This window comes from Erythrobacter sp. SN021, from assembly GCF_021864455.1.
The window spans coordinates 302,806-316,247 of record NZ_JAKKUW010000002.1; the positions used below are offsets into that span (position 1 = coordinate 302,806).

General features: G+C 64.6%; 12 protein-coding genes. 10 read left to right on the forward strand and 2 right to left on the reverse strand.

Annotated elements, in window-relative coordinates; all coding sequences use genetic code 11:
- Positions 1-69 precede the first annotated feature (69 nt).
- A complete protein-coding gene (locus L5849_RS06120) occupies positions 70-654 on the forward strand; it encodes a YqaA family protein (RefSeq protein ID WP_236924851.1) in 585 nt (194 codons plus the stop codon).
- An 87-nt stretch (positions 655-741) separates the two neighbouring features.
- Here L5849_RS06120 and uvrC read toward each other — a convergent pair whose 3' ends face one another.
- Complete coding sequence (gene uvrC / locus L5849_RS06125; RefSeq protein ID WP_236924852.1) at positions 742-2,772, reverse strand: excinuclease ABC subunit UvrC; 2,031 nt, start codon at positions 2,770-2,772, stop codon at positions 742-744.
- A 125-nt stretch (positions 2,773-2,897) separates the two neighbouring features.
- Here uvrC and L5849_RS06130 point away from each other — a divergent pair, with 125 nt between their 5' ends.
- From L5849_RS06130 to L5849_RS06150, 5 genes are all read left to right on the forward strand, one after another.
- Positions 2,898-3,623, forward strand: a complete 726-nt coding sequence (locus L5849_RS06130) for a CPBP family intramembrane glutamic endopeptidase (RefSeq protein WP_236924853.1) — start codon at positions 2,898-2,900, stop codon at positions 3,621-3,623.
- Positions 3,624-3,675: 52 nt separating this feature from the next.
- On the forward strand, positions 3,676-4,959 hold the full coding sequence (locus L5849_RS06135; protein ID WP_236924854.1) for an APC family permease: 1,284 nt from the start codon (positions 3,676-3,678) through the stop codon (positions 4,957-4,959).
- On the forward strand, positions 4,960-6,132 hold the full coding sequence (locus L5849_RS06140) for an NAD(P)/FAD-dependent oxidoreductase (RefSeq protein ID WP_368735723.1): 1,173 nt from the start codon (positions 4,960-4,962) through the stop codon (positions 6,130-6,132).
- 161 nt (positions 6,133-6,293) lie between these two features.
- Positions 6,294-7,892 (forward strand): wax ester/triacylglycerol synthase family O-acyltransferase, encoded by a 1,599-nt coding sequence (locus L5849_RS06145; protein WP_236924855.1) that lies wholly within the window; start codon positions 6,294-6,296, stop codon positions 7,890-7,892.
- Positions 7,889-8,668 carry a triacylglycerol lipase gene (locus L5849_RS06150; RefSeq protein ID WP_236924856.1) on the forward strand — a complete coding sequence of 260 codons (780 nt, stop codon included), beginning with the start codon at positions 7,889-7,891 and terminating at the stop codon, positions 8,666-8,668. The genes L5849_RS06145 and L5849_RS06150 overlap by 4 nt, the downstream gene beginning before the upstream one ends.
- A gap of 4 nt (positions 8,669-8,672) precedes the next feature.
- On the opposite strand, the gene L5849_RS06155 is transcribed toward L5849_RS06150, so the two are convergent.
- A complete protein-coding gene (locus L5849_RS06155) occupies positions 8,673-11,237 on the reverse strand; it encodes a TonB-dependent receptor (RefSeq protein ID WP_236924857.1) in 2,565 nt (854 codons plus the stop codon).
- Positions 11,238-11,461: 224 nt separating this feature from the next.
- Between L5849_RS06155 and infA the strand changes: the two genes are divergently transcribed.
- Genes infA through yacG form a run of 4 tightly spaced genes read left to right on the forward strand, consistent with a single transcriptional unit; the run spans position 11,462 to position 13,419 of the window.
- Positions 11,462-11,719 carry a translation initiation factor IF-1 gene (infA, locus tag L5849_RS06160; protein ID WP_006833527.1) on the forward strand — a complete coding sequence of 86 codons (258 nt, stop codon included), beginning with the start codon at positions 11,462-11,464 and terminating at the stop codon, positions 11,717-11,719.
- Between the two features lie 6 nt (positions 11,720-11,725).
- Positions 11,726-12,301 (forward strand): nucleoside triphosphate pyrophosphatase, encoded by a 576-nt coding sequence (locus L5849_RS06165; RefSeq protein WP_115416284.1) that lies wholly within the window; start codon positions 11,726-11,728, stop codon positions 12,299-12,301.
- Entirely contained in the window at positions 12,294-13,247 is a 954-nt protein-coding gene (locus L5849_RS06170; protein ID WP_236924858.1) for a ribonuclease E/G, read from the forward strand. Before L5849_RS06165 ends, L5849_RS06170 begins: the two co-directional genes overlap by 8 nt.
- The gene (yacG, locus tag L5849_RS06175; protein ID WP_236924859.1) at positions 13,237-13,419 is read left to right on the forward strand and encodes a DNA gyrase inhibitor YacG; all 183 of its coding nucleotides are present in this window, start codon (positions 13,237-13,239) and stop codon (positions 13,417-13,419) included. Before L5849_RS06170 ends, yacG begins: the two co-directional genes overlap by 11 nt.
- The last annotated feature ends 23 nt before the right edge of the window (positions 13,420-13,442 follow it).

Genomic DNA, 13,442 nt, shown 5'->3' on the forward strand with positions numbered 1-13,442 from the left:
CCCATCCTCAAACTCGCCAAGGACACGCATTTGGCGTGACGACCGTATGGTCTTTGATAGAGACGTTCAATGGATGACCGCCGCCCCAACCTCGCCGAGCGATTTGCCTTGGCCGCTCATTCCAACGCCGTGCTGCCAATTCTACTCGTTCTTGAGATACTCGAGACGACCATAGTCCCGTTCCCCTATGAAGCGATCTTTGTCGCCCTTTGTCTTGCCGCTCCGCAAAGAACCTGGCTCTTCGTCGCGGTGACCGTGGCGGGGAGCGCGATCGCAGGATCGATCCTGTATTCGCTGGGAGCCGGTTTTGCCGAACCCCTGGCTCGTTACCTCAACGTCCAAGAAGCAGTCGAAGCCTATAAGTCGACGTTCAGCGAACGGGGCGGCGCTCTCATTTTTCTCGGAGGTCTTACGCCTGTCCCGTCGTATTTCGTGAATTTGGTAGCGGGAGCGACAGGCTATCCATTCGCGACCTTCCTGGCGTTGTTTTCTTCCAGCCGTTTCATTCGCTTTGCCCTACTCGGCCTCTTGATCCACCTTTTCGGCGAGGCAATCCTTGCACAGTGGTCAAGACTGCCGATCGTTGTCCAGCGCACAATTCTGATCCTCTTTCTGGCGGCAGTGACGTGGTGGTCGATTGCAAATCTGGGATGATCTTGTTCGGCACCAACAAGGCAGCTCTCCAATCATCGGACCGACAGGTACAGGTCAGCAAGACAGCCGTAAGCTACCGCTCCAATTTCACCCACCCGCGTGGTAGAAATCGTAGATCTGCTGCGCCACGCCTGCGCTGATGCCGGGGGCGCGCTTCAAATCGTCCAGCGCGGCCGCACGGACCTTGCCCGCCGTGCCGAAATGCAGCAGCAGCGCGCGTTTGCGCGCGGGGCCGATGCCGGGGATTTCGTCGAGCGGTGAGGCGGTGATGGCGCGGCTGCGTTTGGCGCGGTGGGCGCCGATGGCGTAGCGGTGGACCTCGTCGCGCAGGGTCTGGAGATAGAACAGCAGCGGCGAATTGACCGGCAGCGTCTTCTCGCGCCCGTCGGGAAAATGGAACACCTCGCGCCCCTCGCGGCCGTGGTGCGGGCCCTTGGCGATGGCGATCAGGGGGACGTGCTCGATCCCCATCTCCGCCAGCGTGTCGCGCACCGATGACATCTGCCCCTTGCCGCCGTCGATCAGGACGAGGTCGGGCCAGACGGTTTCGTGGCTGTTCTTCGTCCCCGCAGGGGAGGGGCTAGAGGTGGGGGGTCCATCATCTGCCGACGAGGGCACACCCCCCCCCAACCCCTCCCCTTCAGGGGAGGGGCCTAACTCCGCCAGATTGCGGAAGCGGCGGCTCATCACCTCGCGCATCATGCCGAAATCGTCATTGGTCTGCGCGGTCCTGATGTTGAACTTGCGATACTGGCCCTTCTCGAAGCCTTCGGGGCTGGCGACGACCATCGCACCCACGGCCTTGGCGCCCTGGATATGGCTGTTGTCATAGACCTCGATGCGCTGCGGCACGTCGTCCAGTTCGAGGAATTCCGCCAGCTCGCGGTGGATCTTCGCCTTGGTGCCACTTTCGGCCAGCCGCCTCTCGAGCGCCTCCACCGCATTGCGGCTGGCCTGCTCCATCAGTCTGCGCCTTGTGCCGCGCTGGGGGATCGAGATGGCGACCGCGTGTCCGGCCTTCTCCGCCAGCGCCTCGGCGATCAGTTCCTGTTCGGTCAGTTCGCGGTCGACCAGGATCGTGCGCGGCGGCGGCACTTCCTCGTAGAATTGCAGCAGCACGTCGGACAGCACCTCTTCCTTTTCGAGGTCGCCGGTGTTGCGCGGGTAGAAGGTGCGGTGGCCCCAATTCTGCCCGCCGCGGATGAAGAAGGCCTGCACCCCCACCTGCCCGCCCTTGGCCGCCAGCGCGAACACATCGGCATCGCCCACCCCGGCCGCGTTGATCGCCTGGCTGCCCTGGATGAAGGTTGCCGCGCGCAGCCGGTCGCGCAGGATGGCGGCGGTCTCGAAATCGAGGTCTTCTGCCGCCTTGGCCATCTGCCGCTCAAGGTCCTGCTGCACCGCCGACGATTTGCCGCCGAGGAAGTCCTTCGCCTCGCGCACAAGGCTTTCGTAGCCCGCCTCGTCGATCCGCCCGACGCACGGGGCCGAGCAGCGCTTGATCTGGTAGAGCAGGCAGGGCCGGTCTCGATTGTTGAAAAAGCTGTCGGTGCAGGACCTCAGCAGGAACAGTTTTTGCAGCGCGTTGAGCGTCTTGTTGACGCTGCCCGCGCTGGCGAAGGGGCCGTAGTAATTGCCCTTGGCCTTGCGCGCGCCGCGATGCTTCTGGATGCGCGGGAAGGCGTGATCGGCGCGCAGCAGGATGAAGGGGAAGCTCTTGTCGTCGCGCAGCAGCACGTTGAAGGGCGGGCGATAGCGCTTGATCAGCTGCGCTTCCAAGAGCAGCGCCTCGGCCTCCGAATTGGTGGTGACGATTTCCATCGCGCGGCACTGGCTGACCATGCGCTGGAGGCGGTTGGTCAGCCCCTTCACCTGCGTGTAATTGGCGACCCGCGCCTTGAGGCTGCGCGCCTTGCCGACATAGAGCACATCGCCGCGCGCATCGAGCATGCGATAGACGCCGGGGCGCGGTTTCAGCGTCTTCACCGTCTCGCGGATCGCGGTGATTCCGGCCTCGAGATCGGGCTGCGCGCCGGCCACGGTCTGGCGCGCACGGTCCTCGTTGAACCGCTCCCTGCCTCTCGGATCGTGGGGTGAACCTGCCTTGCTGCGCGACATGGGGGTGGAGATAGTCCCCGCGCGCGCGCTTGCAAACCGCGATTGCAGCCACCGGAAAACTAGTTGCTTATGAAACCAATTACTGTATTACTCATGTACTACAGTAATTTTGGCAGGAGGAAGCGATGAGTGAAGGCGCCGTATCGACCACCGGCAGCGAACGAGCGAATTGGTGGATCATCCTAGAGGTCGTCGCCTTTGCCGCCCTCGCCTTCGGGTCCCGGCTGGTGTTTGCCGAGATCACGTGGAAATTCTCGGGACCCATCTCGCTGCTGTTCACACTGATCGTCCTCACCCTCTACCTGCGGACGAAAGGCGTGGGCTGGCGCGATATGGGATTCGTGAGGCTGCCGGACTGGAAATCGCGCCTGCTCGTCCTGCCCAAGGCCGGTTTCATCTTCCTGCTCTTCATCGGTGGTGTGGCGCTGGTCATCCTCGGCGGCGAGCAGATCGGTTTCATCAAGCCCGAAGGCCTGCCCGAAGGCGTCGAGGCACGCTGGGGCGATGTCGAGGGGAACCTGCCCATGCTGCTATTGTGGCTGGCGGTGGTCTGGACCAGCGCGGCCTTGGGCGAGGAGATGTTCTTTCGCGGCTATATGGTTACCCGGATCCAGGACGGGCTTGGCAGGCTGCGCGGCGCCAGTGTGCTGGCCGTCCTCCTCCCGGCGTTGATCTTCGGTTTCGCCCATTTCTATTACCAGGGCCTGTTCGGTTTCGTGATGACCGGCATGATCGGTCTCGTGCTCGGCCTCGGCTTCCTCATCCTCAGGCGAAACATCTACCCCCTGGTCCTGGTGCACGGCATGGTCGACACGATCAGTTTTATCGCCGTCTATCGAGGCGAGGCCTGACCCATCCACAACCCGGCTTGCTTGCCCGCGCGATTGCGGGCACCTCGCGAGAATGGACGGAACCAAGATCGCACCGCCGCGCACAGTCGGCTTCTGGGGGACATCGCTGTTTCCGCTGAACGGGATGATCGGGGCGGGCATATTCGCCCTGCCCGCAGTGCTCGTCGCGGCGGTCGGCAATTTCGCGCCGTGGATGATGCTGGTGGGCGGGATCCTCTTCCTGCCGCTGGCGCTGTGCTATGCCTGGATGGCCAGCCGCTTCGAACATAGCGGCGGCTCGGTTCTGTATGGCGAGGCGGCCTTCGGGCGCTTCGTCGGCTTCCAGGCGGGCTGGGCGCGCTATGCCAGCGCCATCGTGACCGCGGCGGCCAATATGCATGTGATGATCGCCTATCTCGCGGCGATTTTCCCGTGGCTGGGCGAGCCGGGCGTCACCCCGATCGCGGCGGGCATCGGCCTCGCGCTGATCACCATCGTCAATCTCTATGGCATGCGCGCCTCGGTCGGCACGCTGGGCGTGATGACCGCGATCAAGCTGGTGCCGCTGGGCCTGCTGGTCGTTTCCGCCCTGTTTGCGGGCAGCGGCCTGGGCGACGTGGCCCTCCCGCAATTCAGCGAGGTCGAAACCGTCATCCTGCTCACCTTCTACGCCTTCATCGGCTTCGAAGGCGTGGTCGAGGCGGCAGGCGAGTTCAAGAACCCCAAGAGCGACGTGCCGCTTTCCATCGTCACCATGGTGAGCGGGGTGACGCTGCTCTACATGGCGATAATCTGGGCCTTCATCGCCATCGGGCCTGAGTTCGCAGGCGAGAACAACGCACTCGCCGGGGTTGCGGGCGCATCGATGGGCCAAATCGGCTCGCTCGCCATCGTCATCGCGGCGAGTTTCAGCATCGGTGCCAACAATTTCGCCAGCGGCGTCGCGCAGCCGCGGCTGATGTACGGCATGGCCGAACGCGGCATGCTCCCGCGCTGGTTCGAATATGTCCATCCGCGCTTCCTGACGCCCTTCAACGCGATCCTGTTCTACGGCGTGGTCGCGGTGCTGTTCGGCCTGTGGGAAGGTTTCGAGGTGCTGGCCGTGGCGGGCACGCTGGTGCGGCTGGTGACCTATATCGTCACCAGCCTCGCACTGCCCGTGCTCGAGCATCGCGAGGGGCGGATCGTGCCCTTCCACCTGTTCTGCGTGATCTTCGCGGTGGGCAGTTCGCTGTTCATATCCGTACAGGCGCAGGCGCAGGCATGGCTGGTGCTCGGCGGCTTCATTGCTGCGGGCACGCTGCTCTACTTCATCGCCGCACGGCAACAGCCCGAATATCCGATCGACGAGGCATAAGTGCCCACCAGCTACGATGCGATAATCCTGGGTGCGGGTGCCGCCGGGCTGATGTGCGCCGCGCGTGCCGGACAGCGGGGCAAACGCGTGCTGGTACTCGAACGCGCCGAGAAACCGGGCAAGAAGATCCTGATTTCGGGCGGCGGACGGTGCAATTTCACCAATATCGGCGCAGGTCCGACAAACTATCTCAGCGCCAATCCGCATTTCGCCAAATCGGCGCTGGCGCGCTATACCGCGCGCGATTTTCTCGATCTGGTCGAAAGCTACGGCATTGCCTGGCACGAGAAGACGCTGGGTCAGCTCTTCTGCGATAGCTCGGCCAAACAAATCGTCGAGATGCTGCTGGAGGAATGCGCGAAAGGCGATGTGACCGTGCGCTGCAGTGAGGAAGTGACCTCGGTCGCGCATGGCGATGGCTTCGCCGTGACCACGCAGACCGGCACCTACACCGCACCCGCGCTGGTCATCGCCACCGGCGGCCCCTCGATTCCCAAGATGGGGGCGACCGGCTTCGCCTACGACCTCGCCCGCCAATTCGGCCTCAAGGTGGTCGAGCCGCGCCCCGCCCTGGTCCCGCTGACGCTGGGCGGCGAGGAAGTGCTGTTCCGCGACATTTCGGGCGTCTCGGCCCCGGTCGTCGCCACGGCGAACAAGACCCGGTTTGCCGAGGCCGCGCTGTTCACCCATCGCGGGCTGTCCGGCCCCGCGATCCTGCAGGCAAGTTCCTATTGGCGCCCGGGAGAGCCGCTGTTCGTCGACTTCATTCCCGAGCGAACCGCCGAATGGCTGATGGATGCCAAACGCGGAAACCCCCGATCGGGCGTGCGCACGCAGCTTCGCGAGGCGCTCCCGGCACGTCTGGCAGACATTCTCGCGGACAAGCTCGGTCTCGACGGCGATCTCGGCAACCTCACCGACAAGGCGCTGCGCAGCGCGGGAGAGCGCCTCAAGCGGTGGACCTTCCACCCCAACGGCACCGAAGGCTTCGCCAAGGCCGAGGTGACTGTGGGTGGAATCTCGACCGCCGAACTCTCCTCCAAGACGATGCAAGCAAAGCGCTTTCCCGGCCTCTATGCCATCGGCGAGGCGGTCGACGTGACCGGCTGGCTGGGCGGCTACAACTTCCAATGGGCCTGGGCGAGCGGTGTGGCCGCAGGTGACGCGCTCTAAACTCCTGATCCCGCTACGGCAGGTCTTTACCGGGGCGGCAAGTTGACGCGGAACCGTCACATGCTAGCCTTCGCCCATTCGGACCTGCGGAAACAGGCAGGCCGAAACAGGAGGATGCCGCTCTGCCTTCGCGCAGCACGGCGACAGCGCGAAGGGACCCTATGCAGCAGCTCCAGGGCATGGATGCGAGCTTTGTCGCGCTGGAAACGCGTAACTCGCCGATGCACATCGGATCGATCCTGATCTACAACCCCGCGACTGCGCCCGGCGGTTTCGTCCGCTTCAAGGATATCCTCGCCTTTTTCGAAAGCCGTTTGCAACTCTCCAAGACCATGCGCCAGCGCATGGTGCGCGTGCCCTTCGACCTCGACTATCCCTACTGGATCGAGGACCCGGATTTCGACCTCGAATACCATGTGCGCCACGTCGCCCTGCCCGCGCCGGGAGACTGGCGGCAATTGTGCATCCAGGCCGCGCGTATCTTCGCCCGTCCGCTGGATCTCGATCGCCCGCCATGGGAATTCACCGTGGTCGAGGGGCTCGACAATGTCGAAGGCCTGCCCAAGGGGTGCTATGCCTATATCACCAAGGTCCATCACGCCGCGATCGACGGGATGAGCGGGATCGACCTGATGGAAGCGACGCACACGCTCACACCCGACGAACCGCCCCCGCCCGGCCCCGACGACTGGAAGCCGGAAAAGGTGCCCAACCCGGTCGAACTGCTGGGCAAGAGCTATTTCAACGCGATCGCCAATCCGCTCAAGCAGCTTGAAGTGGCCGCCAAGGCCGCCCCGGGCCTCGCCAAGGCGCTGAAAGGACTGGCGGCCAAGGAATTCGACGTCTCGACCGAGATGATCGCGCCCAAGACGCGGTTCAACAGAAAGATCGGCCCCCACCGCGTGGTCGAGGGGGTCGGCGTGCCGCTGGCGGACATCAAGGCGATCCGCACGGCCGTGGACGGCGCCAAGGTCAACGACGTCTTCCTGACCATTATCGGCGGGGCGCTGCGGCGCTATCTCGACCATCACGGCGAATTGCCGAAGAAGTCGCTCACCGCCATGGCGCCGATCTCGGTCCGCTCGAATGGCGAGAAGAATGCGATGGGCAATCAGGTGGCCGCGATGATCGCGCCGCTCGGCACGCATATCGCCGATCCGCTCGAACGGCTGGCCTGGGTTCATAACCGCACGACCAATTCCAAGGCGATGACCGACGCCATGGGCGCGCGCAATATGACCGAGATGAGCAAGGTCAGCCCCGCGCTGTGGATGAGCCTTGGCGCGCAGCTCTATACCCGCCTCAGCCTCGCCAATCGCGGGGTCGGCCCTATCTTCACCACCGTCGTGACGAATGTGCCCGGCCCGCCGGTGCCGATTTATTCGGCCGGCGCGCGGCTGGAAAGCATGATGGGTCTGATCTGCCTGACCGACGGCATGGGCCTCGCGCATGTTGTGCAAAGCTATACCGAGGAAGCGACCATCGCCTTCACCGCCGACCGCGAGATGATGGACGATCCCGAATTCTACGCAGACTGCATTCGCGAAAGTTTCGAGGAATTGCGCGATGCGGCAAGCGATGACGCCAAACCCGCCAAGCCTAAGAAAACCGCCAAGAAACACGCCGCAAAGCCCGCCACCAAGAAGCGGGCCGCGCCCAAGAAGAAGCCGTCCGAACCCGCCAAGGGCGGCACTCATGCCTCCCGTGCGCGTTCGAAACCCAAGGCTGCCCATCCCCTGAAAGGTCCGACCACAGAATGACAACACAAGCAATCGAAGCCCGCCCGCCCAGCCGCCTGCTGACGCTGGCCGAACCGGGACGGGCCTTTGGCGAGCTTGCCAGCTTCTATGCCCTGCGCCCGCTGCTCTCCACCCTGCCGCGCGGCGACGGGCATGGCGTGCTGGTGCTGCCGGGCTTCATGGCGTCGGATTATTCGACCGCGCCGCTGCGTTCGCTGCTGTCGGACCTCGGCTACGATGCGGCGGGCTGGAATTTGGGTCGCAATGTGCGCATCGACAATGCCCGCATCGAGGCAATGATGGGCTGTGTCGAGGAGTTGCACGAGCGCACGGCTGGCAAGGTGTCGATCGTCGGCTGGAGCCTGGGCGGCGTGTTCGCGCGCGAACTCGCCAAGATGGCTCCCGAAAAGGTGCGCGGGGTGATCAGCCTGGGTTCGCCGATCAGCGACGATCGCGGCCATACCAATGCCGCGCGTCTGTTCGAATATCTCAACGGCAAGGAACCCGAGCCGATGCGCGGCGGCAATTTCCGCAAGCTGGCCGAAGCGCCCCCGGTGCCCACCACCTCGATCCTCACCCGGACCGACGGCGTGGTTCACTGGCGCGGATCGGTGCAATGCGGCGACCGGGAGGATTGCGAGAATATCGAGGTGCTCGCCAGCCATTGCGGGCTCGGCGTGAACCCGGCGGCGGTCTATGCCATCGCCGACCGGCTGGCGCAGGCCGAAGGCGCATGGAAACCGTTCCGCGCATCGGGCCTTGCCAGCCTGTTCTTCCCCCGCCGCGCGTTGCACTGACGGGTCAGAATACCTTCCTCACATCGATGCCGAGATAGCGGCCCACCGGATCGATCCGGCGCGGATCGTAGGCATCGGGCACCGTGCCGCTGGCATCGACCACGCGGCGCCGGCTATCGAATATGTTGTCGATCCGGAACGCTACGCGCAGGTTCTTGAGCACGCCGTCTTCGCGTTCGAAAATCTGCCCGAGATTCGCGAACAGGCGGATGTCGAAGGTCAGGAGGTCGCCGAAGAAGAGATCGCTAGCCCCTGGCAAGCCGCTGCCGCGCAGCACCGCTTCGCCGAGATAGCGGCCCGACAGGCGCATGCCGTAACCATCGAGAAACAGGCCCGTTTCCAGCCGCGAGCTGTGTTTCGGGATCGCCCCACTGCCAAGCACGAACCCGTCGAGCTGGTCGAACACCGGGCCGCCCCGCGCGAGCGTGACTTCGTTTTCGAGCGTGATCGTGTGGTTGAAACTGGCGAAATAGCGCCCTCCACCGCCGCTGCGGCGGGCGAAGGGGTTTGCAGCCGGAGCGCGGCCACCGCCGTGCTGCTCCGCGTTTTCGCCATCGGGCGCATTCGACCGGGCCGCGCACATCCGCTCGCGGAGCTGTTTCAGCCTTTTCTGGTCGATCTCGCCATCTTCGCCGCGCAGCCGTTCGAGCATGGGCGGCGGCAATCGGTCGAGCTGAGGCGGTTCGGCACATAGCGCCTCGCGCATCCGGGCCGAACGCTCGGCGTCGACCCGTGCCCCTCCGCCGGTCGCGGGTCCGCCATGGCCGCGCCCGCCCGACGCCCGCGCGCCGCGGCCATGCCCTTCGCCCTGCGACCCGCCGATACGCCCGCGCGTCGACAGGCCGAAGCTCAATGTCCGGCTCCGGGTTTCGAACAATGTCACCGGCCTCCGGTCGATGGCGAGAAGCTCGCCCGCCGGGTCTCGTTCGATCCGGTCGGGAAAAGCCTGTTCGAAGGCTGCGGTATAGGCCGGAGAGGACAAGGTGACATCGCGCGAGCGGTTGATGCCGTAATCGGCCTGGAGCCGGGTGTTGTCCCAGAATGGCAGTTGCCAGTTGGCGCCGAATTTCCAGTCCGACTGGGTTTCCTGCGCAAGGTTCGGATTGCCGCCGGTGATGACCGTGGCGAGCACATCCTGTCCGGTGGCGAAATCGAACACCGGCACGTTGAATTCGTCGATCCGCGGATTGCCGAGCGCGGATATGTCGGGCGCCACCTTGCGCCAGATGCGGGTAAGCTGGAGGTTCAGCTTGTCGAAGGGCGACCAGTTGAGCCCCGCCGTCCAGTTGGCCAGCCGGCCGAAATCGGAAAGATCCTCCGCGCCGCCTGCCAGATTGATGCTGGCCGTGCCAATGGCGCCCCAGGCCCCGCCCCGCCGGGCGATGGGTATGTTGACGTTCACTCCGCCATCGAGCCTGCGCCGGGTGATCGATGCGTCGACGGCCGACCGCGTATCCGCGCTTTCCAGCCGCTTCCAGTCCAGGCCCAGATCGATGGTGGTCGATATCTCACCGGCAGGCAGTTCGACCGGATAGCCCGTGAAAGTCGCCTTGTTGACCACCGTGCGGAGCCGCGTCTCCGCCGTATCGAAGCCGCTGCCCGTCCGCCGGTCGATTTCGGTATCACTGTTGGACAGTACCGCATCCGACGTGAAGGTCGCCTTCCATGATCCGATATTGCGATTGTAGGCCCCGCCCAGCGAGAGCGCATCGGTCCGGGTGCGCCGCTCGATAGGGTCCGCGCCCGTGCCCGTATCGCGCAGGCCCGACAGGCTCATGCTCTCCTCGCGCGACAGTGTTGCGTTCAGGCTGATCGAGGATCCGCTGTCGAGGAAGGCTTTGGCATAATTCGCCGTTCCTTCCACCTGCCACGTGTCGGCAAGGAGGCTGCGGAACGGTGCTTCATCGACGACGCCGGGAATCGCGGAAGGGACCGTGAACCCGCGCTCCGCTTCTGTCAGCAGGCTGGAATCCTCGACATCGAGATTGAAGTTGAGCCGCGCCCCGTCGGCAATCTTGAGGTAGGTTACCTCCTCCTCGTTGCGCCAGTAACCGCCACGCGCAGGCGCCTCCAACTCGCCCTCCACCGTCAGCGCCGCATAGTCGTTCTTGAGGACGATGTTCACCACGCGCTGGTCGGGATCGTAACCGAACCGCTGGGCGACCTCTTCCGAAAACACCTCGACCTTGGCGACGCTTTCGGGTGGATAGGAATGGAACTCGCGCCAGCTCGACACGCGCATGCCGTTGATGAGGAAAATTGGCCGTCCGCCCCCGCGGCCACCGCGCGCACCACCCGTCGCCGGCTCGATGGCGGCAATGATGTCGGCGATGGAGCTCGCGCCGAATGCCGCAATATCCTCGCTGTCATATTCGGCGATCGGCGGCTGATCGACAATAAGCTGACCGCGAATGCGTTCTCCGGTGACCACGATGGTGCCGGGGGGCAAGGGAATGCTCTCATCCTCTTCCGACCCGGCCTCGGCTGCCTGGGCAGTGTCCTGCGCATGGAGCGCATTCGCCCAACCAATAGCAAGAAGGGACGATGCGAAAAGTGAAAGCAATTTCAAGAAGCAAGCCTTCCCTACAGCAAAATCGTCCACCCCCTTCCAATACGGTCGATGCAGGTCGTCGGGCCTACACGCAAGGCCAATTTCGGTATCGCTTTGTCGCAGGTCGAGCCGGGACGGTAGCTCGTAGAAAGAGGTAAAACGCGCGAAGGCTTCCCTTTTCCGCCCTTCATCGCTAAAGGCCGCCGCTCTGACTGCACAAGCGAACGGATACGACAGACTACATGGCGAAAGAAGAACTTCTCGAAATGCGCGGGCGCGTGGTGGAATTGCTGCCCAATGCGATGTTCCGCGTCGAGCTCGAGAATGGCCATGAAGTGCTCGGCCACACCGCGGGCAAGATGCGCAAGAACCGTATTCGTGTGCTGGTGGGGGACGAAGTCCTGTGCGAGCTGACGCCGTACGATCTGACCAAGGCGCGCATCACCTACCGCTTCATGCCCGGTCGCGGCGGCCCCGGTCAGGGCCCCGGCCCGCAATAAGCCACCGTGGGCCAGCCCACACTTATCCTGGCATCGGCAAGTCCCCGCAGGCGTGAGCTTATCGCGCGCCTCGGTGTGACGCCTGCCGCCGTCAATCCTGCCGATATCGACGAGACTCCGCGCAAGGGCGAACTGCCCCGCGATTATGCAAAGCGCATGGCGCGCGAAAAAGCCGAAGCCGCTGCCTCGAACGACGGCCATGTCCTCGCGGGTGATACGGTGGTCGCCGCCGGACGCCGCATCCTGCCCAAGGCCGAGGACGAGGCGACGGCGCGCAAGTGCCTCGAACTTCTCTCGGGCCGCCGCCACCGCGTGCTCTCCGCGATTGCCCTACGCGCGCCCGACGGCACGATCCGCGAGCGGCTGAGCGAGACGGTGGTGATGTTCAAGCGGCTCTCGGCGCAAGAGATCGACGCCTATCTCGCCAGTGGCGAATGGGAAGGCAAGGCGGGCGGCTATGCCATCCAGGGCATTGCCGAAGGGCTCATCAGCCGCATCCAGGGCAGTCATTCGGGCGTCGTCGGTCTGCCGCTCTACGAAACGCGCGCGCTGCTCAAGGCAGCCGGATTCGCACTTGCCTGAGTGGCTAGTCGAGGAGGGTATCGGCGAGCGCCGTGCCCTGCTGATGAGCGGCGACACACCGATCGCCTCGAAATTGCGCTGGCCGGGCGAGCTTCATGCAGGCGCGGGGTTCGACGGCAAGCTGGTTCGCAAATCCGGCGCGCGCGGCATGGTACAGCACCCGTCGGGTCGCGAGGTCCTGGTGGACAAATTGCCGCGCGATGCAAGCGAGGGCGCAAACTACCGCTTCGCCATTACCCGCGCGGCCATGACCGAACGCGGGCGCTTCAAGCTTGCCGCCGCCAGGCCGGTGGCCAATGCGGGCTCTCCCGTCCCCGACCGCTTCGAAGAGGGCACCCCCGTCCGCGCATTTCCGGAAGGCGCGTGGGAAGATGTGTGGCATGCCGCATCCTCCGGCGAAGTCGAATTCCCCGGAGGCTCGCTGCTGTTCGCCGTTACCCCCGCGATGACGCTGATCGATATCGACGGCGACCTTTCGCCGCGCGAACTGGCGCTGGCCGCAGTGCCTGCCATCGCGCACTGGCTCCCGCTGTTCGATCTCGGCGGTATGATCGGGATAGATTTTCCCACTCTTCAAACCAAGGCGGATCGCAAAGCGGTGGACGAGGCGCTGGAAGAGGCGCTCTCCGACTTTCCGCACGAGCGCACCGCCATGAACGGTTTCGGCTTCGTCCAGATCGTCGCACGGCTCGAAGGGCCTTCGCTGCTGCATCGATTTGCCACCTCGCGCGTAGGGATGGCCGCCCGTATGGCGCTGCGCCGCGCGGAAATGGTCGAGGGGCCGGGCGTGACATTGCTCACCCTGCACCCTGCGTTGAAGGCCAAGCTCAAAACAGAATGGCTCACCGAGCTTGAACGCCGCACCGCGCGGCCGGTACGGATAGAGGCCGATCCGGGCCTTGCGATAGAGGCAGCCACCGCCCAGATCGTGGGTCATGACGACTAAGCCCTGCCCGATCTGCAAGAAACCGCGCAGCGAAGAGCACACGCCTTTCTGTTCGACCCGCTGCCGCGATCGCGACCTTTCCCGATGGTTCGGCGATGGCTACGCCGTACCCGGGCGCCCCGCCCTGCCCGAGGAAATCGCGGCCGAGGTCACCGGCGGCAAGGAAGACTGAATTTGCCCCTTGCCAAGGCGCGC

Excerpts from the sequence above, each read along its gene's own strand:
- L5849_RS06120 (WP_236924851.1), top strand. The coding sequence starts at position 70 with ATGGATGACCGCCGCCCCAACCTCGCCGAGCGATTTGCCTTGGCCGCT.
- uvrC (WP_236924852.1), bottom strand. The coding sequence starts at position 2,772 with ATGTCGCGCAGCAAGGCAGGTTCACCCCACGATCCGAGAGGCAGGGAG.
- L5849_RS06130 (WP_236924853.1), top strand. The coding sequence starts at position 2,898 with ATGAGTGAAGGCGCCGTATCGACCACCGGCAGCGAACGAGCGAATTGG.
- L5849_RS06135 (WP_236924854.1), top strand. The coding sequence starts at position 3,676 with ATGGACGGAACCAAGATCGCACCGCCGCGCACAGTCGGCTTCTGGGGG.
- L5849_RS06145 (WP_236924855.1), top strand. The coding sequence starts at position 6,294 with ATGCAGCAGCTCCAGGGCATGGATGCGAGCTTTGTCGCGCTGGAAACG.
- L5849_RS06150 (WP_236924856.1), top strand. The coding sequence starts at position 7,889 with ATGACAACACAAGCAATCGAAGCCCGCCCGCCCAGCCGCCTGCTGACG.
- infA (WP_006833527.1), top strand. The coding sequence starts at position 11,462 with ATGGCGAAAGAAGAACTTCTCGAAATGCGCGGGCGCGTGGTGGAATTG.
- yacG (WP_236924859.1), top strand. The coding sequence starts at position 13,237 with ATGACGACTAAGCCCTGCCCGATCTGCAAGAAACCGCGCAGCGAAGAG.